Raw genomic sequence first — 21,216 nt, forward strand, 5'->3', positions numbered from 1 at the left:
GCCCGTTCGTCGGCGAACAGACCGACACGGTCAAGGACTTCGGCGGTCCGCACGACGGGAAGCCCACGGATTCGCAGGGCCGGGAAGAGCTCGGACTATCGGATCGACTCACCTTCGCGATAGCCGGACAGCACGATGACCAGGGCTCGGTTCACGTCGCTGGTGATCCAGCGGCTCCAGCCGCGGGCTTCTCCCAGAACCCGAGCGGCCCGCTGGGCCCGGACCAGCCAGAGGTTGGCCAGGTCGGCGTGGAGTTCCCGGCCGAACCGGCGGAAGTCCCGAGTGACAGTGAACAGCGTCAGTCGCGTGGACGTCGTGAGCACGCGATGCGATTCGGGAAGCGGCGGCGTCTTCCGGACGCGCCGCCCGGCCTTGCCGACCCCGGGCCCGCCGTTCCTGGGCCGTTGGAGATTCGCGAAGAACAGCTGCCGGCAGGTCACCTGTCGCGGGTACGGCTCGATCACCGACACCTTGCCGCTGGCCTTAATTACCCAGGTCGCCTGAGCCCGGCAGAGGCGGCAGTAGCCGTGCTTGTCATCGACCGGGACCTGTCGCCGGCAGCCGACGCACTCGCCGACGGCGTGCAGTTGGCCGTAGGTGTAGCAGCCGCGGCAGAACCGACCCGTGTAACGGGAAGGCAACAAACCCTGCGCGCCGTTCCTGACCGACACAGCGCTGCGCCAGGATTGAAACGCAGAAGGGCCGACTGTCACGCCCGACCGGGCAGTTGCCTCATCGTTCGGAAGCAACCCTGGCTCACGCAGCGCGGCCCCAACCCTCAGGGAGATATCACATCGTGCCCACCATCAGGAAGACCGCCCGGAACCTGTTCGCTGTAGCGTTACTGACCGCAGGCCTCAGCGTTGCAACTCCGGCGAATGCCGCGCCCGCCATGAATCAGACACCTTGCACCACTGGCGACTTGTTGCACATATGGGGCCATTATGATCGTCCGCTCATTTTCGGCCCTTCCGGGCCCTTCGAGTTCTGCGCCGCCAACGCGGGAACCATGAACCTCGGAGCTGGCGCCTGGGTGGACAAGATCTCCACCGGGAACAACGACATCCAGATGAACGATGCCAACGGCGCTACCGTCAGGATCAGTCGCTGGAACATCGTGACCTACCCCAACCGGCCACCGAACATCACATCTATTCAAATCTTCTGAGGTGCCGGCATGTTCAACGGCGCCGCGCTCGGGATCGTCGCCTGGCGCCGGACCAGCGCGGGATGCACCCCGTACTGGAACGTCGGCGCGCAACTGCGGCCCGAGGCGCGCGGCCGGGGCATCGGCACCGCCACGCAGCACCTCCTCAACGACTACCTGCTCGCGCACTCTCCCGTCGTGCGGCTCGAGGAACTGCTGCACAGATAGGTGACACCTGACCTGGCTTGCTGAGAGGCGGCCTGGAAGGATGTTCAGTGCCCAGGCCGTATCCGAAGGAGTTCCGCGAGGACGTTGTACGGGTCGCGCGCAATCGCGAGTCCGGCGTCACGCTGGAACAGATCGCCGCCGACTTCGGCGTCCACCCGATCACTCCGTCGAAGTGGCTGCGCCGTGCCGACACCGACGAGGGCGCCAGGCCCGCGGCCGCGTCGGGTGAGTCGGCCGAACTGCGCGAGGCCCACAGGTGTATCCGGCTGCTGGAGCAGGAGGACAAGGTCCTGCGGAGGGCTGCGGCATATCTGTCACAGGCGAACCCGCCAGCAAAATGATGTACCCGCTCGTCCGCGAGCTGACCGCTGCCGATGCCCCTCATCGGGTGCCGGCGGCGGTGGCGTGCCGGGTGCCCGGGCTGGCCCGCCAGCCCTACTATCGGTGGCTGGCCTCACCGGTCACCGATTCCGAGTTCGCCGAGGCATACCGGGCCGACGCTCTGTTCGACGCGCATCGCGACGATCCCGAGTTCGGTCACCGCTTCCTTCCCGACGAGGCCCGGGCCGCCGGTGAGTCGATGGCTGAGCGGACCGCCTGGCGGATCTGCCGGGACAACGGCGGGTGGAGTGTCTTCGGCAAGCGCAGGGGCCGTGGGAAGAACGCCAAGGCCGGGCCGCCTGTCCATGATGATCTGGTGCGGCGGGAGTTCACCGCAGCCGGGCCGAACCGGTTGTGGCCGACGGACATTACCGAGCACGCAACCGGCGAGGGCAAGCTGTACCTGTGTGCCGTCAAGGACGTGTACTCCGGCCGCATCGTGGGCTACTCCATCGACGCCCGGATGAAGTCCGGCCTCGCGGTGAGAGCGCTTGAATCCGCGGTGGCCCGTCGCGGCCAGGTCGCCGGATGCATGGTTCATTCCGATCGCGGGGCGCAGTTCCGCTCACGGAAGTTCGTGTCCGTTCTCGCACGTCACGACCTGGTCGGCTCCATGGGCCGGGTCGGTGCGGCCGGCGACAACGCGGCCGTGGAGAGCTTCTTCGCGCTGCAGCAGTCCCGTTTTTTTGTGTCGCCATCGCGCCCTTGTTGCTGACCATTGCTCTGGACTCCGGGGTATCCGCAGGAAGAACACTACGTGGAGGGACGAGTCCGTCACCTATCAGCTCGCGCACCGCGATCTGTCGCAAATATGGCTCACCGCCCAGCATGTTGATCTCATCCATGCCCTCTACTACGCCGTGATGCATGAGATCTTCGGTCTCTTCGGCGGAGGGCTGCTGACGTTGCGGCTGCCGTCTGTACCGGCAATGTCCGCGGCGGCGAGCGGAGTCGGGCTTCTGGGACTGCGCCTGGCGGGACCCCGTGCCGGGCTGCCGGCCGGACTGGTGTTTCCGCTCCTTCCCCAGGTGCAGGAGCACGCGCAGGAAGGCCGCTCGTATGCCATGGTCTGTGCCCTGGTCACCTGGGCCACCTATGCGCTCGTGATCAGCGTCCCGCACCGCGCCCGGTGGCGGTGGCGGTCCATGGCTCCACCATGCTGCTGGCCTGCCCGCTCCACGAGTTCGCGGTCCTCGCTCTGGTCGCACACGGCGTCACACTGGTCGTCTCCCGTGCTCCACGACCGGTGCTGAAGGCGTGGGGCGTGACTGCCGCCGGCATTGCGGCCGGGCTGTTGCCGCCGGCGATCTGCAGTGCAGGGCAGTCGGGGCAGGTGTCCTGGATCGACGGACCGGTGTGGCTTCCTGGGTTCTTGACCGTGGCGGTCGCGGGCGTGGCGTGTGCTCTGGCGCCCGTGGGGGTGAGGGGCCCGTGCGATTTTCCGTGCCGGCTGTGCCGATTGTTACGCTTCCGTGCCTTCTGCTACTGATCGCCTCGCTGGTCAAACCTTCCTTCGTCGACCGATATGTGCTCTACAGCAATATCGGAATCGTCTTGCTGCTGGGCGCATGCATGAATTACTTCCACCGGCTGTGGCAGCCTTCCCGCAACGCGTGGATCGCGGCGGTTGCCGTACTGGCCGCGCTCGCCCCGACGAGCCTTTCGCCGAGGACGCCCCAGAGCCGGACCAATGACGTCACCGTCATCGGCACCGCCGTACGCGAGGAAGGCCGTCCCGGCGACGGGCTGCTCCATCTCCCCGGCCAGCACCGGATTCGGACTGCGGCCAACCCCGAGGACACCCGTCTCCTGACGGATCTGGTCCTGGCGCAGGACCTCGTTTCGTCGAACACACTTGCAGGTGTCGAGTTCCCCGCCCAAGACATAGCGGCACGCATGCTGGAATTCGACCGGATCGTCGCGGCCCGCGACCCGGCAGGTGCACACTCGCCGACCAGCCCGCAGGAGCAAGCGAAAACGAGCACCCCGCGGCGCCACTTCCGCGAACAGGGAACAACCCATGTCAGCGGGGCGCGAGTCGCCGTCTATGTCCGAGACCACGACCCGTCTCCGAAGGCCGGTCCTGGGTTCGACAGCCCGGGAGCGAGCGGTGGGGTGATGAGATGGCCGCGACTGGTGCCGACCCGGCCGGCATCACCGCCGTCACGCTGTCTCGACCCGGAAGCCGGGCCTTGACTTGCTGCTCGCGGTATCAGCGCAGAGAGCAGTTCTCGCTCCTGATCGGCGGGCTCATGATGACGTACCACCACAGCATGATCATCATGCGGTGATCTTTGAAGACGGACCCTGGATCCCGGGCGGGAACTCGCGCCGGCTCAGCCGTACGGACTGGCGCAGGCCCGCCCGGGATCAGAGCTGGAATTCGGCCGGGGACAGCCCCAGTGCCGCGCAGGCCTCGCGCAGGACCTCCGCCTCGGCCTGGGAGAAGTGGCCGTCCGCGCCGGCGACGACCATGCCGGTCTGGATGACGGCCCGGGCCTCGGTGGGCTTCTTGGCGGCCTTGGCGATCTCCTGCAGCGCCTCCGCCTTGCCGTGCTGGAAGTTTCTCGTCAGCTGGTCCACGTGCTTGCCGAAGCGCTGGCGCAGCTGCTCCGGCGGGAAGTTCTGCAGTACGTCGTTGCTCAGGATCATCGATTCGACCTGCTGGCGCTCGGCCGGATCCACGTGCCCGTCGGCCGCCGCGACCAGGGCGCACATGGCCATGCTCGCGTCCCGGTACGCCCCACTCTTCAGCTCGTTCTTCAGCGAACCGAGCTGCGTCTTGAACAGGCCGATCAGTTGGGCCTTGCCGCCCCCGCCGGACCTCGCCCCACCGCCGAGCCCGCCGGTCGCGCCGTGCCCCGCCTGCCCCTGCTGCAGAGCCTTGGCCTGGTCCTTGAGCCGGTCCCACACTGCCATCGCCGTCACCTCGGTATTCGTCAGCTTCAAAGGGCGCACCCGCTCACGCGCGCACACCCTCCCAACGCCCGGCCCCCAGGCAAAGGTTCCGCAGGCCGCCCGGGGCCGCGGGTGAGCGACGGCGCGCAGACACCCGCCGTCGTGCGGCTGGGTCAGGCTGTCGTCCTCACCGCCGAAGAAAGCTGCCGGGATCCCCGGGGGAACGGCCGGTGTTCCTCATCTCCATCGCTGGCTGCTGGCCCGGCCGCCCATCGCGCCTGTACCGGCGAATGCGGCTGGCGGGATCGCCTACTGTCCGCAGAGGGTCCGGCGTGGGCAGAGTGCGGAGGGCTACCGCGTCTGGCTCACCCAGGAACCGGGCGGCGACCTGGCGAAGGCCCGATGAGCAGTTGCTGCCGATGACGACGGCCCCCCGCTGTCACACCGTGGACCAGGCGCTGGTCCTGTCGGCCAGTGGGGCCAGGAAGTCGCCGAGCGTGCCCGCGTCGATGTCGAGCGCGTCGCGCAGGAGGCGGCCGAGCGGGTGGCGGTGCGTGTGGGGGCCGCCCGCTGCGCGGTGACGGCCGAGACCGGAGCGGTGGCGGCGGCCGACGCCGAAGCGCAGGGGAACGGGTGGCGGCGGAGAGCCTCCTGTACGGCTGCTTCCCGCCTTTCCGCCCCGCCTGGGTCTCCTGAGGTGCCCATGACCGCTGGGAGTCGTTGCGCAGCACGTGGCGGTCGTTCATGTCACCTGCGGCGCGAGGCCGTGGCACCGCCCCAAGCAGGTGAGGGGCGCTATCGCGCCGAACACGGACAGAGAGCCCTTTGCTTCTCCGGCTTCGACAGCCGCGAGCAGCAGGAGGCCCTCTGTCCACATGCACGAACTACCGATCCGTCCTGTCCAGGCTGTGGCGCGTCAGCAACCTGGACAGGACGGAGAACGGCTTCTCAGGGGCGCCAGCCGTCAGGCTTGCTGCCCTGCTGGACCTGCGTCGTTCCGTTGCACAAGCCGTTGTCCGACGGCTGCCAGATGTTGATCACGTCGACGTTGTTCGCCCAGGTGCCGCCACTGGGGTGGGTGTAGTTGCCGAGGTTCACGGCAGTGTTGCGCGGGATGCAGATGTACCTGTCCGGGGACGGACCGGTGTCGAGCAGCCAGACGGAGTCGTCGTTGCGGGTATTGACCACCGCGTCCGTGATGTTCCGGTAAGCGGTGGGCATGGACTGGTAACCCGGGTCCTGGTACCGACCCCAGATGGATCCTGCGCTGTAGGACCCGTTGTACAGGCAGACGTACGGGTAGCTGCAGCCGTACATGCTGGCGGCCTGGGCAGGCGAGGCGGTCAGGAGGACCACCGCAGCCGTCGCGCCGAGGGCGAGCAGAATCGCGTTGAGTTTGTTCTTCAGTGACATGGAGCTCCCCGTTCTATGACAGGTGCATCTCGAGGTCAGAACGCGGATCAGCATTCAGTGATTGTGGAGTTCATGTCGAGATTTCGGTCTCGCGCCGCGACCCGCCGGAGGAATTCAAACAGCTCGGGTCGCCCTCCGGTGCGGTGGCGACGTGGCGGCACTGGCACTGCAGCACCCGCTCCGCGCAGCCGGCCTTCGGCGGCAGGCTCGGTACGCGGCGGTCTCGGCGACCAGGGCTCACTCCTGGCGAGCTCGGACGTACAGACGGCCGATCGCGGCGGAGGTTCCGTAGGCCTCATGGTTGCGCTCCCCCTTCGTAACGGTGAAGCGCTACTGGTGGTGGCTGTGACCCCTGCTGGAGTGGTCGCTGCCGCCATTTCCGGATCGCTGCTCACCGTCCGTCGGCCCTCGCGGCCCCCCTCGGCCGCAGTGCGCCGAGTCTCTGCTCGCGGCCTCTTCCAGGACCGGGAGCTGCCCGGTCTCCCGGCCGACTGCGCCTCAGTCGCACGCCCGAGCGGGACGTGTGATTCGACGGCCTGCGTAGCGCCTTGGCCTGCGTGTACACGCGCCGTGGGCGTTGCCCTGGACGTGAACACCACCTCAAGTCGGCTCGCACGGACCGTCCCGGGAGGCTGGCCACCCGCCCCGAGCCGCGTACGGGCCACGCGGATGCTCCTTGATGACGCACCAGCCCGACCCGGGACACAACGCGTCGCCCGAAACACCGGTGACAGCCCAGCCGGAATTCGTCTCTGTGAGTTATCACGGCGTTGTCACGTTGGCTGACCGGCCTGGGGTGATCTTGGAGTTGGGCGTGCCGGGGAGGGTTTCGCTCGTGTCGTCCGCGCCGCCGTCGTACAAGGGGCACCGGTACCCGGTGGAGATCATCTCCCACTGCGTACGGCTGCACCACCGCTTCCCGCTCAGCTTCCGCGAGGTCGGGGAACTGATGCTCGAGCGCGGCGTCGTCATCGGAACGGGCCACCTGACGCGTCTCAGTGAGTTCGAGCTCCACCGGTTCGGCGGCATCACCAGCAATATCCAGGCGACGGCGAAGGCGTCCCTGGAGGACCGGATGGACGACTCGCTGCTGTCCGCCGCCCGTGCGCTCCTCACCCACAGAAACTGCCCGGGGCAAGGAACCGTGGAACGAGCCCAACTCTATGATGAGCGAGTTCTACACAGGTTTCGCCGAGACGCTGCAGAAACTCATCGACCAGCAGGTGGCGCGCCGGACCAAGTTCCTTGCCGCGCAAAAGGCAGAGAAGAGGTAGGTGCCGCATGTTCCTGATGGGCGCGTTGCTGGCTGCAAGTCTGGCCACTGCAGCGGTGGGCACCCTGGTGGTTCTCATCCTGCTGAGCCACCCGCCGCTACCTGTGCCCACCGCCTACGCGCTTGTCGCCCTGAGCCTGGCTTCCTCGGCGGTGGCGGTGTACTGCTACGGCTGGTTCTCCGTCCGTATGGGGGGCCCTTTTCCCGAATTGTGCACGAGCCGGAACGGCGTCGGCGCCGACTTGGCGGCCATCAAGCAACAGTACTGGCCCCTTCGAAACACCTGCGTGTACTCCGATGGGTCGACCGTGGGGCACATCTCGATGTCGGTCACCGTGTTCGTATGCCTATTGGCGGGCGCCGCCCTCGTCTCGGGCGGTACCTCCGTATACCTGCGCAAGCGAGTCAGAAACCCTTCTGAAGCGATCTCATGAACACCGATTTCTCGCGCCGCACCTGCTCAGAGGATTCACCGGTGTCGCCGCCGGAGCCACACTGCTCGCCACGGGGGAGGACCTGCTCGCTTTTGGCACCGCCCAGGCCGCCGGCGTCTCGTGGAAGGAGCCCAGGTCAGCGAACGGATGGGAGGTCCTCACCGCGCGCTCGTCGGGCACTGCCACCTACGCCATACCGGGAACGAACCTCCGGGTCGTCCTGCGAGAAGGGGATGGGGGATCGTCCTGGCCATTCCCGAGTACGCCCTCGCGTCCCGCGAGGTCGAACCCGGCCAGCTGATCCACCATGCGGACCACGGCTGCCAGTACACGTCCGTGAAGCTCACAATACGTTTGACAAGAGCAGGAACTGAGGCATCCATGGGCTCTGTCGGGGACTCGTACGACAACGCCCTCGCGGAGCACCTCTGGATGCTCATCAAGACCGAGGGCCTGAGCGGACGCACCTTCGCCACCCGGGTCGAGGTGAACAACGACCTGCCGTCCCTGCCCGCGCGGCTGCGCCGCCAGATGCACACCGTCGAGCTCACTCGGGACAATCCGCTGGTGCCCTGACCTGTGCCGAGCGATCGCGCTGGGGATGGACTTCCTTCTCGGATACGTGACCGCGGCAGTGCGCCCGGGTGTGGAGACCCGATGCGCCACGGCGCCCACTTCCTGCCGTTCGGCCGTTCCCCGCGCTCCGGGCCGCAGGGAGGACTGCTATGCGAATCTCTCATAAGTAATGCGTAAATCGAATGTATTTGGTAGGATGGGGTCATGGGAATGTCCTTGCCGGAACGGGTGCGGCTGGTGGTGGCGGCGCTGATGCATGCCTCGGGCGAGTCGCAGGCGAGACTGGCTGAGGCGCTGGGGGTGACGCAGGCGCAGGTGAGCCGCCGTCAGTCCGGGGCCACGGCCTGGAGTTTGGCTGACTGCGAGGCGCTGGCCGTGCACTACGGCATGGATGTCCTGGACCTCCTGGCGGGCCCGACCCGGGCGTGCGAGGCACTGCCCGACGCGCGCCGCGCCGGACGGCGACGGCCGCCCGCGAAGGGACAGGCGCGGTGAAGCCGCAGTTCGAGGCGATCGACGCCCTGCTCGCCGCGGCCCGCAAAGAGGCTGAACTGCCCCCGGCTGAGCAGCGCCGCGCCCTGCGTGAAGCGCTGGACCTCTCCCGCGCGCAGGTGGCCCGGGCGCTGGGGGTCAGTCCCTCCACGGTCGGCGGCTGGGAGGCGGGCCGCGACCCGGCCGGTGACGTCCGTGAGCGTTACGCCTACTTCCTCAAAGGCGCTCACGCCAAGCTCGCCGACCTCGATGCCGCCCGGCAGGCTGAAACCGCTCCTCACACCGACCTCCCTCAAGCCGGGCCCGCCACGTCGGGCGGCGATGCTGCGACGGCTGCGGGCCAGACGGGTACGGCTGATCAGTCGCAGCCGGCGCCGGAAGACGACGACGTCGAGGACTTGGGAGTGCCTCGGCCGTGCGTCCTGTGCGGGCAGCCTGCCCGCCACCAGGTCGCCGGCTTCCCCCAGCACCTCGACCCTGCCCAGTGCGCGACGACAGCCCCCGCACCCGCCGCCCCCGCCAAGCGGCCGGAGGGCCGCACGGCGGAGACCGTCAAGACCGTCCCCGCGGGCCGCCGTGTGCGGACCGCGTCCGACGCCGACCCGATCGCGGCGGCCGTGGCCGAGGCGCTCGCAACTCACGAGGGCGATGTCGACGCGGCGACGGCAGCGCTGGTCAAGCGGGCGATCCCGGACGCGATGGCCCTGCTGGACAACTGCCGCAAGGGTGGCCGCTACGCCATCGTCGCCCACCCCTGGCTCCCGGACATCCTGCGCAAGTCCTCCGCCCGCGGCGCCGACCAGATCTGGGAGGCACGCCCCAAGTGGACCCGCCCCGAACTGCCCTCCGGCACGCACGAGGTGACGGCCCTGGACATCAACGGCGCCTATCTCAGCGCGCTCAAGACGCACCTGCCGATCGGCCGGCTGGAACACTCCACCGGCAACCACCACGACCGCCGCCGCGCCGGCGTCCACCTGATCACCCCGCCCGCATGGGAGCACGACGCCTATCTGCCGAACCCCCTGGGCAACCGCGACGAGCCCGGCCCGCTCTGGGTCACCGAACCCACCCTGCGTCTGCTGCTGCGCCTGTCCGGCCCCAAGTACGGCCTGTGTGAACCACCCGAGATCCACGAGTCGTTCACCTCGGGCGCGACCGAGAGCCTGCTGGAGAAGTTCCGTGTCGCGCTGAAGGTCGCCCGGGAACGGGCGCTCGCCGAGGGCGACGAGGTGACGTTGGAGTACGTGAAGGCGATGTACTCCAAGTTCGTCTCCACGATGGGGGAGTCGAACTACAACCGGGAGCTGTACCGCCCCGACTGGATGCACCTCATCCGCTCCCAGGCCTTCGCCAACCTCTGGATGAAGGCGCACAAGGCGCACGACGAGGGCCTGACGGTCGTCCGCGCGATGGGCACCGACGAACTCCACGTCATCGGCGACTGGCGCCGCGTCTTCCCCGAGGGACGCGGGGTTTCAGAGGTGAAGGTCAAGGACGTCTACACCGTCGGCGCCGCGACCGCACACCCGGCCGCCGCCCAAGAAGCCGCGGACTGAGAACCGACAGAGAGGAGGGATCTTCAAGTGCCCGAGCGCACAGCCGAGTTCGGCAAGTACGGCGCCAGCGGAATCAAGGGCCACCAGGCGGTCGCCCGTCAGCTCGACGCCCTCGCCGACTTCATCGCCACCCCCGTCACCACCCGGCGCGGCCTCCTGGCCCGCCTGCACTACCTCACCCGCACCCCCCACGCCCGCGCCGCCGCCCACGACGCGGGCCTGACCGTCACCGACCGCACCCTGAAAGCATGGCTGGCCGGCACCCGCCGCCCGACGAAGCAGAACCTCGCCCGGATCGACGACGCCTACCGCACCGTCCGCCGCCGCAACGTCGCCCGCTACCTCCTGGCCCGCCTCAACCGCGCCGGCCGGGGCACCCGTGTCGAGATCCACCCGCTCAACCAGTCCGGAGTGCGCCCCTCCCACCAGCGGGTCGTGGAATTCCGCACCCTCAACGTCCGCCACTGGGAGGCCCTCGTCGCGGCCTGGTCCACCGGCGACGACCGGGCCCTGGACGACGCCTGGATCGAGCAGATCGTCGACCTCGGATCGCAATGGGGCCAGTACGAGTACGTCACCAACATCGGCTTCGCCGCCTGACCCCGCAGCTTCGCATGTCGCGTGTCCCACCCCGGCAGCGAGTGGCATCGCCCCGGTCGACTGACTTCCCCGCCAAGGCGAGCGGGTGCTGTCCAGCGCCGCACACGCCGTCACCCTCATCGTGCGGAACCCGGCGTACAGCTTGACTCCTCTGCCGCTCGCGTGTGATCTGTATCGTCGGCAACTTCACCCGCTACGACGCGCACGCCGTACGCGAGCACGGGCGCAGCATCGACCTGGTCCGCTACGGGGTTCTTCGGAACGGACCTGATGGGACTTGAGAGAAGCTGGCGGAGGCGGTCGATGAGGTGCTGCTCAGCCTCGGGGACGGCGTCAGCCGGGTGCGGCGCAAGCAGTACCGGGCGTATCAGCGCCTGCGGAATTCCGCCTGCGTCCGCCCGTCGCAGAAGACCAAGCTCCTCGTCCATCTCAAGGCCGACCCGAAGGAGGTCGACCTCGTCCCGGCTTCACCCAGGATGTGACGGGGCTGGGCCACCACGGCACGGGTGACCTGGTGGTGCAGTTTGCGGTCTGAGCGGGACATGGAACGGCTGTGGACCTCTTTCGTACCAGCTATGCGCGGCGTTACCGTCCTGCCCGCCTGCCCGCCTGCCCGCCTGCCCGCCTGTGTGACGTGAGCGGGTGCGGGACTGGGGTGCTGTGGATGTCGTGGTGGTCATGCCTTGCGACATGCGGGCAGCGACTGTAGTCGCTGAGGCGATCGGGCGACCGGTCTCCGCCGCCCCACACATACCCTTCCTGGCCGACATGACTTACGGTCGCGAGTGATCACGTCGGGGATTTTCCGGCGGGCCCCGGCACGATGACAGCAGTGACGACATGTCGAGCGTCACCCCCAGCGTGCCAGCGTCCGGTGAACCTGCTGATCCGATCTCCGGCGACGACCGGTCCGGGCACGGTTAAGTCGGCCGTGAAGACATGACGTTCCAAATCGGGCGTGATGATGCATTCCGTGAAGTCCAGCCAGTGGCCGGTCGATGGAAACCACGCTTTGTAAACACTCTCTTTCGCGCTGAACAGCAGCCGGTCCCAGTGGATGTGAGGGTGGGTGACGGCCAGCCGGGTCAGGGTCGTTCGCTCCTCGGGCAGCGCGGTCAGCTTTTCCACGCCGTCGGGCAGAGCGGCGTGCGGCTCGGCGTCGATCCCGATCGAGGCGGACCTGGCGCGATGAGCTACCGCCGCCGCTCGATAGCCGTCACAGTGCGTCATGCTGCCGATCACTCCGTCCGGCCACTGCGGTGCACCCTCGGGACCCGGCAGGATCGGTCCGGGAGGCACTCCGATCTGTCTCAGTGCGGTGCGTGCACAGAGACGGACGGCGGCGAACTCGCGGCGGCGCTTGTCGACCACGCGGGCCACGACGGCCGCCTCCTGAGGGTGCAGATCGATGTGCAGTGGGTCGGTGAACAGCTCGGAAACCGCAACACCGGAGGGAAGGAGGGCGTTCATCAATCCGGTGCCGCCGGCTCCGCTGATCACGAGTGACCGCCCGCTTTTTCGGTGTGACGAATGCCGCAAATCTTGTCTACTTGGTGCTCGACGCGGCATCGGACGCCGACGTCGTGCTCGCCACCGACTTCCCGGTGGTGGGTTGTAGTGGGGGTGGTTTCGTCGATCTGATGCCTGGTCTGGGTCTGGACTGCGCGTTGTGGCAGACCGTTGCTCCGGCCCGGATTCCCGGTCCCGGTCCCGGTCCCGGTATCGACCAGGACGAGTACCTTGCGCCCTGGCTGGCCGAGGTCGCCGCGAGTGGGCGCATGGTCCGGGCGGTCCTCGGCTACTGCGCCGGATCGGTTTTCGCCGGTGTCCTGGCCGAGCGGATCGCCGCTCGTCAGCCGGTGGCGCCGCGGGCGGTCGTCTTCGACCCCGAGCTCGTCGACGTGCCCACCGTCCACCTGCAGTTCGGCCGGGTCGTCGGCAACATGACTGCCGTGCTGACCCCGGCCGAGGTCGAGGAGCTGGCCGGCGCGGCGCAGCGTCTGGCCGCCCGGCCCGGAACCACACCGGCCGAGTTCGCCGCCGAGCTCTACGCGATCTTCGAGCCGATCGGCTCGGCTGCGCTGCGCCGCGCCGGTCTCGACGAGGGCTGTGCCGGTGAGCTGGTGGCACTGGTCGGCTCGTTCCTGACCTATCTCGGTGTCGCCGCCGGGGTGGACCCGCGTCCCGGCTGGTCCCGGGCCACCGCCGTCACCTCGGCGAGCCCGGCCAGCGGACTCAACCGGATGCGCGCCACCCCCGGCCTGGCACCGGTCGGAGTCGCCGACGAGGTCCGCTTCGAGGTGGAGCACCGCGACCTGCTGCGCACTCCGGAGGTCGCCACGGCCGTGGCCGGCCTGCTCGTCTCCGGCTCGCGGGCCCGCCGATGACGGCCGGCGCAGCGGACGCCCGCGAGCGCGCCTCGCGCAAGGAGACCGCCCTGTGGCTGCTCGACGACCTCGTGCCCGACAGCGGCGCGAACAACTTGTCGCCGGCCTTCCGTGTCGCCGGTCGCCTCGACCGGACCGCCCTGGCCACGGCACTCGACCTGCTGCCGCGCCGGTACGAGGTGCTGCGCACGGTTTTCCACCGCACCGACGACGCCCTGACCAGGACTGTCCTGCCCAGCCTCGGCATCGAGCTGGAGCAGGCCGCCGGCCATGGTGACGAGCGCGGCACGCTGACCGCTTTCGTGGCCCGTCCCTTCCGGGCCGACGGCAGCCCGCTGCTGCGCGCTCTCCTGCTGCACGGCCCCGACGACGACATCCTCTGTCTCGCGCTGCACCACGCCATCGCCGACGTGCAGTCCACCGCCGTCCTGCGCGCCGAGCTCGTCGAGTTCTACGAGGCGGCGCTGGCCGGCCGGGCCCTGGAGCCGGACCCGGTGGCCGCCTGGCACGAGCCCGCGCCCTCCGAACAGAGTGCGACGTTCTGGCGCGACACCATGGCCGGGTTCCGCTCGTCCGGCTTGGAGCTGTGGTGCGAGAAGCCGGGCCCGGCGACCACCACGCTGGAGGGCGACGAGGTCACCCACGTCCTCTCGCCTGAGGCGCACGAGGTCGTCCGGCGGCTGCAACGCCCGCTGCGCGCGCCCGAGTCGGTCGTCCTTCTCACCGCGTACGCGGTGCTGCTGGCCGGGCACGGCGTCGGCCCCGACCTGACCTATCGGATCGCCGGTCAACACGCGCGGCCGGGAGGCGGCCGGGGCGGTCGGCTACCACAGCAACCTGGTCACGCTGCGCCTGCTGACCGAGCGCACGGCAGGTTTCCGGGAGCTGGTCGGCCGGGCGCGCCGGGTGTTCATGGAAGCGATGGCCCACGCGGATATGCCCGCCGACGAACTGCTCGACGTGGTCGAGCGCGAGGGTTCCGGCTGGCGCAACGTGTTGTTCCGGCACGTGTTCAACTACGTGCCGTTCACCGCCGGCCAGCGCACCTTCACGGTGGCCGACGCCGCGGCGGAACTGGTCGTGGTCGAGAACGGGTTCAGCCAGTTCGACCTGGAATTCTTCGTGACCTCCGACCGCGACAGCGCAACCGTGCGCGCGGCGTTCTACACCGGGGTCCTGGACCGTGCGGACGTCGAACTGATGGTCCGCCGCTATGACGTGTTGCTGGTCGCCGTCGGCGCCGCCCTGGACAGGCCGGTCGGCTCGCTGTCGATCTGGTCGGCGGAGGACCACGCGATCATCGAAGCCGTCGACGCGACCGGCCAGCCGGTCGAGTTGACGTCGGTGCTCGCCGGATTCGCCGAGCGCGCCGCGGCCGAGCCGGACGCCCTCGCGGTCCGGGACGGGGACCAGCGGGTGAGCTACGGCCGCCTGTGGTGCGCCGCGGCGCACACCGTGGAGCGGCTGGCGGCGGCCGGTGTCCGCCCCGGCGATGTCGTCGCGCTGCTCGTGCCGCGCGGTGCGGCGCTGGCCGCCGCGGTGTTCGGCACCTGGCTCGCCGGTGCGTCGTACCTGCCGCTGGATCCGCACCACCCGGCGGAGCGGATCGCCTACCAGCTCGACGGCGTGGGCGCATGGGTGGTGGTGACCGGTGACGGGTTCACCGCGCCCGGCGCCCGGCGGACGGTCCTGGCTCCTGACGTCGGCGCCGCCCCCGCCGCCCCTACCGTCCCCGGCGCGGCTGGCGTGGCCGGCGCGGCCGGGCCGGACGACCTCGTGTACGTGGTCTACACGTCCGGATCGGCGGGGCGGCCGAAGGGCATCCCGGTCACGCACCGGAGCCTGGTCAACCGCATCACCGACTACGCGGTGCGCTTCGGCGTCGTCACGGCGGCGCGGCCCACCGGCTGGCTCAGCACGTACGGCTTCGACACCTCGTCGCTGGAACTGATGGTGCCGCTGCTGCACGGCGGCCACACGGTCGTGCTGCCCGACGGGGCCCGCACCGACGGGGCCCTGCTGGCCGAGGAGATACGGGCCCACGACATCGGGTTCCTGCAGGCGACACCCACCACCTGGCGACTGGTCGCCGACCGGATCGCCGATCTGGTCTGCGGCCGCACGCTGCTCAGCGGCGGTGAGCCACTGCCCGGCGGGCTGGCCGCGGCCCTGACCGGTGCGGGCGCCGGACTGTGGAACGTCTACGGCCCGACGCAGAGCACGATCTGGGCGACCGCGGGCCGGGTACCGGCGGATCCCGGCGACCGAGTGGACGTGGGGACGCCGATCGCCAACACCCGGATCTTCATCGCCGGCCCGAACGGGGAGTCGTTGCCGATCGGCCTGCGCGGCGAGCTGTGCGTCGCCGGAGTCGGTGTCGCCTCCGGCCACCACGGACGGCCCGACCTCACCGCCGAGCGCTTGGGGGTGGACCCCCAGTGGGGACGCTTCTACCGCTCAGGGGATGTGGCGCGCTGGCGACCGGACGGCCGCATCGACCTTTTGGGCCGTATGGACCGGCAGGTGAAGCTGCGCGGCAACCGGATCGAGCTGGGCGAGATCGAGGCGGTCCTGTCCGGCCACCCGCACGTCGAGGCGGCCGCCGTACTGGTGGTCGGCGATCCCGGCGCGGACGGCAGCCTGGCCGCCTTCGTCCAGGTTCCGCACCGGCCCGAGGCGGTGGGCGAGCTCTGGGAGCACGCCCGGCGGCGGCTGCCGCGCTCGGTGGTGCCGCACCGTTTCCTCGCGGTGGACGCGTTCCCGCGCACCGGAAGCGACAAGGTCGACTACCTGGCACTGGCGGACCTCGCCGCGCGCCGGCCGGCCGCGCGCCGGCCGGCGCGCGGCGCGGGACCGGTCGGCGGCGATGCGCTCACCGCCACCTTGACCACGCTCTTCGCCGAACTGCTCGCCCGGCCGGACCTGGACGCCGACGCCCACTTCTTCACCAGCGGCGGGCACTGGCTGCTCGCCGCCACGCTCGCGCAGCGCATCAAGGACGAGACCGGTGTCCGGCTGGCTCTCACCGACGTGTTCGAGAACCCGGCTCCCGCCGCGCTGGCCGGCCGCCTGCGCGGGCTCGCGTGAGCGACCGGACAGGACCTCTCATCATGCTGACACCGGTTTTCCTCTTCGCCGGTCAGGGCTCCCGGTACCACGGCATGGGCCGGTGGCTCTGCGGCGCCGACCCGGTCCTCCGTGATGCTCTGGACTTTCTGGACGCGGTGGTGCGCGATGTCCGGGGCGACTCGGTCGTCGCCGCGGTCCACGGCGACGGCCACGGCGCGGAGCTGCCGATGACCCGCCTGTCGTTCACCCAGCCCGCCGTCTTCATGGTCGGGTGCGCGCTGGCCCGTATGCTGCGCGCCCGTGGTTTCGAGCCGGAGCTGGTGCTCGGCGCCGGCCTGGGCGAGGTCGTCGCCGCCACGGTGGCCGGCATGTTCGACCCCGAGGAGTGCCTGCGCTCGCTGCTGGACCAAGTGGCGCTCTTCGAGGCGCAGTGCCCGCGTGGCGGGATGCTGGCGGTCCTCGCCGACGCCGCTCTCGTCGACCGCGATCCCGCGCTGGCCGGAGCACATCTGGCCGCGATCAACGCGCCGGACGACTTCGTGCTCGCGGGCCCGGCCGACCGGCTCGACGCCATCGAGCGCCACTTGACCGCCTCGGGTGTGCTCTGCCGACGGCTGCCGGTGCTGTTCCCGTTCCACTCGCCGCTGATCGACGGCGTGCGCGGCGCGTTCACGAAGCTCGTGGGCGCTCTCACCCCGCGACCGGCCACGATCCCGCTGATCTGCGGAACGACCGGTGCCGAGGTGCACCACCGCGACCCGGACCACTTCTGGCAGGTCCTGCGCGAGCCGTTCGACCTGTCACGCGCCCTCGAACCGCTGCTGGCCCGCGACGATCTGCTCTTCCTGGATCTGGGCCCGTCCGGGTCGATGGCCGACCTGGTGCGGGCGCGGCTTCCCCGGGGCAGCCGGTCCCGGGTACTGCCGCTGCTCTTTCCGTTCGCCCGGGACGAGGTGCTGTACCAGGCGGTGCTCGACACCCGCTCGGCCATCGCCGCGCCGACTCGACGAACCGAGGTGACAGCCATGACCGTTGAGACGCCCGCGGCCGCCCCCGCCACCCCGGGCGACGGCTTCGACGTCGACGTCTTCCCCGGCCAGGGCGCTCAGGCCGAGGGAATGGGCCGAGACCTGTTCGATCGGTTCCCCGAGCTGGTCGAACGGGCCGACGCCGTCCTGGGGTACTCGATCCGTGGGCTGTGCCTGGAGGACCCGGGCCGCGACCTGCGCGACACCCGGTACACCCAGCCCGCCCTGTACGTGGTCGACGCCCTCACCTGGCCGGCCGCCCTGCAGGAGGGCGGCCGCCTGCCCGACTACCTGCTCGGGCACGGCCTCGGCGAGTTCGCCGCTCTGTTCGCCGCGGGCGTGTACGGCTTCGAGACCGGGCTGCGCCTGGTCGCCGAACGCGGCCGGCTGATGGGACAGGTCACCGGCGGCACGATGGCGGCGGTCTCGGCCGTCGACGCCGACCTGGTCCGGGAGGTGCTGCGCGACAGCGAGCTGTCCGGACTGGACATCGCCAACTGCAACGCGCCCACCCAGACCGTCATCGCGGGCCCGGCCGACGCCGTCAACCGTGCGCTCGCGCTGTTCAGGGACAAGGGCGCCCGCTGTGCCCCGCTCAACGTCAGCGCCCCCTTCCACAGCCGCTACATGGCGCAGGCCGCGCAGGAGTTCGGGCGCCTGCCGATGGCGATGCCGTTCGGGTGGAAGCCGTCCGGCAGCGCCAGGATGTCCGGCAGCCGGCCGTGGCCCTGTGCGGCCGCCGGAACGAGCGCCGCGGAGTCGACTGCGATGCCGCCGGCGATCGCGGCGCCCAGTCCGAGGAGGCGTCTACGGGTGAGTCGGGCAGGCATGGGGCACCTCACGCCACGGAAGGGGCGTGGAGAGAACGCGGCCGGTGGTCTTCGCCGCGCCGGGCCGATCGACACTGTGGCAGCGCCCGCCTGCACGCCATTCGAAGCCGGGTGGAACGAGCGGGCCGGTGTTCGAGCCGGCCGCGAGCGCACGCCGAGGCGGATCCTGCAGGCTCGGGCGGCGTGACAACACATCCGGCACACCAAGACATCCAGACCCTGATCCTGGCCGCGTAGGGTCCCGAGCATGTGGTGCGGGCGGCCATCGAACAGCTCGGCCCGGGTCGCACCGCTGAACTGCTGGCGGACGAACTCGTCCTGCGGGCCGGCCTGCACGAGGTCCCGGAGCTGGACGAATCCCCGATCGCCGTGCGGCTCGCCCTGCGCTTCGGCTCGGAAACGGTGGAACGCCACATCAGGGCGGGGAAGACGACGGAACACTCGTCCGTACCCGACGGCCGGCCGCACGCCACCGTGTCCGCTGAACTCGTCGACCTGGTGCGCGCGGTACTGGGTCCGTGGGGCGGCATCAGCGAGCGGACCGTCCGCATCGTCTGGCACGATCTGGAGGTGCCCGAACGGCTGGGCACGTCGATGCACGTCTTCCCCGTGGTCCGGCGGCTGGTCCGCGCAGCCACCGGGGACTGCCCGGACCTGGCCGACCTGTCGCTGCGGGGCGGCTCGGACAAATGGGGCCTGCACTTCTGCACTCCGCACGGCACTTCGGCCCGTTGAGGGACCGGCCGCCGACCGTGCTGGAGCTGGGCATCGGCGGCTTCGGCGACCCCGCTCTTGGAGGCGGCTCACTGCGGATGTGGAAGCGCTTCTTCCCCAGGGCTGTGCTGTACGGCGTGGACTTGTTCGACAAGACACCGCTGCGGGAGCAGCGCATCCACACCATTCAGGGCGACCTGCCGGACGCCGCGTTCCTGACCTCACTCGGTGACGAACTCGGCCCGTTCGACATGGTGATCGACGACGGTTCGCACAACAACACCGACGTCATCACCGCGTTTTGGACCCTCTTCCCGTACGTGCGCAACGGCGGCATGTACATCGTGGAGGACCTGCAGACCTCGTACTGGCCGGGCTACGGAGGCAGCTCCAGCCGGGCTCGACGACCCGGCGACCAGCATGGGGTACCTGAAGCAGTTGCTGGACGGACTGCACTACGAGGAGATGGCGGACGACGGGGCACAGCGGCAGCGGCCCGCTGACGGCGCGGTGGTCGGCACGCACTTCTACCGAAGCCTGGCGTTCGTGGAGAAGGGGGTCAATGCGGAGGGCCCCAGCCCGTCGTGGATCCCGCGCCAACTGATGAGCCATGCGGAGATGTCCGCCGTGGACTGGGGCGAGGGCCTGTCCGGCCGGGACGAGTGAACGTCACCCGAACCGGACAGGGCGCGCGGATGCTGTGCCGGAGCCTGTCACGGTGCGCTCAGGCCGAGCAGCTTCTCGGTGCTTCCGGCCTCCGGTGGCAGGGCGTCGAGGGCGTCGGTGATGCGCCGTTCCTCGAAGACGAAGTGCGACTCCAGGATGGCCGCCAGGCCGTCCAGCTCGGAGCTGATCCGCCGGGCCTCCTTCGGGGACGGCTTCTCCGGGAGCCCTGTGACCAGGCGCTGGAGGGACTGCACCAGCGTGCTGACCATCTGGTGGTCCTGCATCAGTTTGTCGATCACCGGGCGCAGATCAGGATGGCTCCGGGCCAGTTCCGGAAAGGCTCCGTTGTCCTCGCCGGTGTGGTGGTCGGTCAGGGCGGAGCAGAAGGCGGCGCAGTGCGCCCGCAGCTCCGTCGGACGCTCGCCCCGGCCGTCGAGATGAGCGGCCACCTCCCGCTTGAGCCGGGCCAGTTCGTCCCTCAACCACTGGTGGATGCTGATCAGTTCACTGCTGAGTGCCCTTAACCGGGCGTGCGGTCCGCTGCTGTCTGTCACGGTCCGCAAGGCTACAGGCGCCCCTCCGCTGGACCTGCCGACGGAACCGGCCGAACGCATGCGATTCGGCGGCCGGGGCTTCGGCAGACTCGCCGCCCACAGCCTGCCGTCGCTGTCGGCGCTGGCCGCCGTCTGGCGGCCGGACGTGGTGATCGGGGGAACGCTGTCGTTCGCCGCGCCGCTGCTGGCCGCGCGGCTGGGCATTCCCGGGGTGCGGCAAGCCTGGGATCTGGGCGAGCCGGCCGAGATGGACCACGGCGCGGTCGAGGAACTCGCGCCGGAACTGGGGGCGGACGCGCTCGCGGAGCCCGCTCTGCGCGTCCACCTCGGTCCGCGCCGGCTGCTCGCCCCGGAGCTCTCGGGCCTACGATGCGCTACGTCCCGGCCGGGCGGCAGCGGGCGCTGGAGACCTGGATGCTGGTCCGTCCGGAGCGTCCGCGGGTGTGCGTGACGGCGGGCAGCCGCGTCCGGCAGGACGCCGAGATCGGCTTCCTCGACGCGCTGACGGCACGGATCACGGCGCTCGACGCCGAGGTGGTGGTGGCGGCTCCCGAAGACGTCGCCCAGCGTCTGACCGCGCGGCGACCCGGGGTACGCGCCGGCTGGCTCCCGCTGGACACCGTGCTGGACACCTGTGACGTGCTGGTGCACTCCGGAGGGGGGGGCAGACGGCACTCACAGCGGTCGGCGCCGGGGTGCCGCAGGTGATCGTACCGACGATGCCGAAGGTGCTGGCCGCCTGCGAGCGGCTCGTCGACGCAGGCGTCGCCGTGCTGCTGCGTGAGGAGGACGGCGCCGCCGAAGCGGTCGCGGACCTGATGGGGAAGCCTGTGTCCGGCGACAGTGCGCGTGAGCTGGCCGCCGAGTCCGCGGCTCTGCCGGGTCCGACCCGCATCCTTCAGACGGTGGAGTCACTGATCGGCTGAACACCTCGCGCCCATGCCCGTTGACGTACTGCCCCCTGCCG

At 70.1% G+C, this 21,216-nt stretch carries 22 protein-coding genes and 4 pseudogenes; 21 read left to right on the plus strand and 5 right to left on the minus strand.

The window, feature by feature from the left end:
* Positions 1 to 95: 95 nt before the first annotated feature.
* A complete protein-coding gene (locus ACIBAI_RS26480) occupies positions 96 to 671 on the minus strand; it encodes a hypothetical protein (protein ID WP_399038053.1) in 576 nt (191 codons plus the stop codon).
* A 125-nt stretch (positions 672 to 796) separates the two neighbouring features.
* Here ACIBAI_RS26480 and ACIBAI_RS26485 point away from each other — a divergent pair, with 125 nt between their 5' ends.
* The 4 genes and pseudogenes from ACIBAI_RS26485 (at position 797) to ACIBAI_RS26500 (ending at position 3,952) form a co-directional block, all read left to right on the plus strand.
* A complete protein-coding gene (locus tag ACIBAI_RS26485; RefSeq protein ID WP_399038054.1) occupies positions 797 to 1,168 on the plus strand; it encodes a beta/gamma crystallin domain-containing protein in 372 nt (123 codons plus the stop codon).
* 9 nt (positions 1,169 to 1,177) lie between these two features.
* On the plus strand, positions 1,178 to 1,375 hold the full coding sequence (locus ACIBAI_RS26490) for a hypothetical protein (protein ID WP_399038057.1): 198 nt from the start codon (positions 1,178 to 1,180) through the stop codon (positions 1,373 to 1,375).
* A 47-nt stretch (positions 1,376 to 1,422) separates the two neighbouring features.
* Positions 1,423 to 2,432, plus strand: a pseudogene (locus ACIBAI_RS26495) (IS3 family transposase); the annotation flags it as partial.
* A 776-nt stretch (positions 2,433 to 3,208) separates the two neighbouring features.
* Complete coding sequence (locus tag ACIBAI_RS26500) at positions 3,209 to 3,952, plus strand: hypothetical protein (RefSeq protein WP_399038059.1); 744 nt, start codon at positions 3,209 to 3,211, stop codon at positions 3,950 to 3,952.
* Positions 3,953 to 4,126: 174 nt separating this feature from the next.
* On the opposite strand, the gene ACIBAI_RS26505 is transcribed toward ACIBAI_RS26500, so the two are convergent.
* Positions 4,127 to 4,675, minus strand: a complete 549-nt coding sequence (locus ACIBAI_RS26505; RefSeq protein WP_399038061.1) for a tellurite resistance TerB family protein — start codon at positions 4,673 to 4,675, stop codon at positions 4,127 to 4,129.
* Positions 4,676 to 5,602: 927 nt separating this feature from the next.
* Positions 5,603 to 6,067, minus strand: a complete 465-nt coding sequence (locus ACIBAI_RS26510; RefSeq protein ID WP_399038064.1) for a hypothetical protein — start codon at positions 6,065 to 6,067, stop codon at positions 5,603 to 5,605.
* 835 nt (positions 6,068 to 6,902) lie between these two features.
* On the opposite strand from ACIBAI_RS26510, the pseudogene ACIBAI_RS26515 reads away from it, so the two are divergent.
* From ACIBAI_RS26515 to ACIBAI_RS26545, 7 genes and pseudogenes are all read left to right on the plus strand, one after another.
* A pseudogene (locus ACIBAI_RS26515) lies at positions 6,903 to 7,040 on the plus strand (IS6 family transposase); the annotation flags it as partial.
* 308 nt (positions 7,041 to 7,348) lie between these two features.
* A complete protein-coding gene (locus ACIBAI_RS26520) occupies positions 7,349 to 7,774 on the plus strand; it encodes a hypothetical protein (RefSeq protein WP_399038065.1) in 426 nt (141 codons plus the stop codon).
* A gap of 381 nt (positions 7,775 to 8,155) precedes the next feature.
* Entirely contained in the window at positions 8,156 to 8,350 is a 195-nt protein-coding gene (locus ACIBAI_RS26525) for a hypothetical protein (RefSeq protein ID WP_399038067.1), read from the plus strand.
* A gap of 204 nt (positions 8,351 to 8,554) precedes the next feature.
* Positions 8,555 to 8,845, plus strand: a complete 291-nt coding sequence (locus ACIBAI_RS26530) for a helix-turn-helix domain-containing protein (protein WP_399038068.1) — start codon at positions 8,555 to 8,557, stop codon at positions 8,843 to 8,845.
* Positions 8,842 to 10,401: a helix-turn-helix domain-containing protein gene (locus ACIBAI_RS26535; RefSeq protein WP_399038069.1), complete on the plus strand. Its 1,560-nt coding sequence runs from the start codon at positions 8,842 to 8,844 to the stop codon at positions 10,399 to 10,401. Before ACIBAI_RS26530 ends, ACIBAI_RS26535 begins: the two co-directional genes overlap by 4 nt.
* A 27-nt stretch (positions 10,402 to 10,428) precedes the next feature.
* Entirely contained in the window at positions 10,429 to 11,001 is a 573-nt protein-coding gene (locus ACIBAI_RS26540; protein WP_399038070.1) for a transcriptional regulator, read from the plus strand.
* Between the two features lie 161 nt (positions 11,002 to 11,162).
* Positions 11,163 to 11,710 (plus strand): annotated as a pseudogene (locus ACIBAI_RS26545) (hypothetical protein); the annotation flags it as partial.
* Positions 11,711 to 11,790: 80 nt separating this feature from the next.
* On the opposite strand, the gene ACIBAI_RS26550 reads toward ACIBAI_RS26545, so the two are convergent.
* Complete coding sequence (locus tag ACIBAI_RS26550; protein ID WP_399038137.1) at positions 11,791 to 12,474, minus strand: 4'-phosphopantetheinyl transferase; 684 nt, start codon at positions 12,472 to 12,474, stop codon at positions 11,791 to 11,793.
* 77 nt (positions 12,475 to 12,551) lie between these two features.
* Here ACIBAI_RS26550 and ACIBAI_RS26555 point away from each other — a divergent pair, with 77 nt between their 5' ends.
* From ACIBAI_RS26555 to ACIBAI_RS26585, 7 genes and pseudogenes are all read left to right on the plus strand, one after another.
* The gene (locus ACIBAI_RS26555; RefSeq protein WP_399038072.1) at positions 12,552 to 13,388 is read left to right on the plus strand and encodes a hypothetical protein; all 837 of its coding nucleotides are present in this window, start codon (positions 12,552 to 12,554) and stop codon (positions 13,386 to 13,388) included.
* Positions 13,385 to 14,122, plus strand: a pseudogene (locus tag ACIBAI_RS26560) (condensation domain-containing protein); the annotation flags it as partial. The gene ACIBAI_RS26555 and the pseudogene ACIBAI_RS26560, both read left to right, overlap by 4 nt.
* Positions 14,123 to 14,162: 40 nt before the next feature.
* Complete coding sequence (locus tag ACIBAI_RS26565) at positions 14,163 to 16,475, plus strand: amino acid adenylation domain-containing protein (protein ID WP_399038140.1); 2,313 nt, start codon at positions 14,163 to 14,165, stop codon at positions 16,473 to 16,475.
* Positions 16,476 to 16,498: 23 nt separating this feature from the next.
* A complete protein-coding gene (locus tag ACIBAI_RS26570; RefSeq protein WP_399038073.1) occupies positions 16,499 to 18,502 on the plus strand; it encodes an acyltransferase domain-containing protein in 2,004 nt (667 codons plus the stop codon).
* Between the two features lie 65 nt (positions 18,503 to 18,567).
* Positions 18,568 to 19,050 carry a hypothetical protein gene (locus ACIBAI_RS26575; protein WP_399038075.1) on the plus strand — a complete coding sequence of 161 codons (483 nt, stop codon included), beginning with the start codon at positions 18,568 to 18,570 and terminating at the stop codon, positions 19,048 to 19,050.
* 17 nt (positions 19,051 to 19,067) lie between these two features.
* On the plus strand, positions 19,068 to 19,532 hold the full coding sequence (locus tag ACIBAI_RS26580; protein ID WP_399038077.1) for a class I SAM-dependent methyltransferase: 465 nt from the start codon (positions 19,068 to 19,070) through the stop codon (positions 19,530 to 19,532).
* Complete coding sequence (locus ACIBAI_RS26585) at positions 19,468 to 19,695, plus strand: hypothetical protein (protein ID WP_399038079.1); 228 nt, start codon at positions 19,468 to 19,470, stop codon at positions 19,693 to 19,695. The genes ACIBAI_RS26580 and ACIBAI_RS26585 overlap by 65 nt, the downstream gene beginning before the upstream one ends.
* Before the next feature lie 47 nt (positions 19,696 to 19,742).
* On the opposite strand, the gene ACIBAI_RS26590 is transcribed toward ACIBAI_RS26585, so the two are convergent.
* Positions 19,743 to 20,249: a hemerythrin domain-containing protein gene (locus ACIBAI_RS26590; RefSeq protein WP_399038081.1), complete on the minus strand. Its 507-nt coding sequence runs from the start codon at positions 20,247 to 20,249 to the stop codon at positions 19,743 to 19,745.
* A gap of 58 nt (positions 20,250 to 20,307) precedes the next feature.
* On the opposite strand from ACIBAI_RS26590, the gene ACIBAI_RS26595 reads away from it, so the two are divergent.
* From ACIBAI_RS26595 to ACIBAI_RS26605, 3 genes are read left to right on the plus strand one after another with little or no spacing between them, the layout of a single operon-like run.
* Positions 20,308 to 20,700 (plus strand): hypothetical protein, encoded by a 393-nt coding sequence (locus tag ACIBAI_RS26595; protein WP_399038083.1) that lies wholly within the window; start codon positions 20,308 to 20,310, stop codon positions 20,698 to 20,700.
* The gene (locus ACIBAI_RS26600) at positions 20,664 to 20,957 is read left to right on the plus strand and encodes a nucleotide disphospho-sugar-binding domain-containing protein (RefSeq protein ID WP_399038085.1); all 294 of its coding nucleotides are present in this window, start codon (positions 20,664 to 20,666) and stop codon (positions 20,955 to 20,957) included. Before ACIBAI_RS26595 ends, ACIBAI_RS26600 begins: the two co-directional genes overlap by 37 nt.
* 11 nt (positions 20,958 to 20,968) lie before the next feature.
* On the plus strand, positions 20,969 to 21,175 hold the full coding sequence (locus ACIBAI_RS26605) for a hypothetical protein (RefSeq protein ID WP_399038087.1): 207 nt from the start codon (positions 20,969 to 20,971) through the stop codon (positions 21,173 to 21,175).
* The last annotated feature ends 41 nt before the right edge of the window (positions 21,176 to 21,216 follow it).

This window comes from Streptomyces sp. NPDC051041 (assembly GCF_044456065.1).
Taxonomy (GTDB): domain Bacteria; phylum Actinomycetota; class Actinomycetes; order Streptomycetales; family Streptomycetaceae; genus Streptomyces; species Streptomyces glaucus.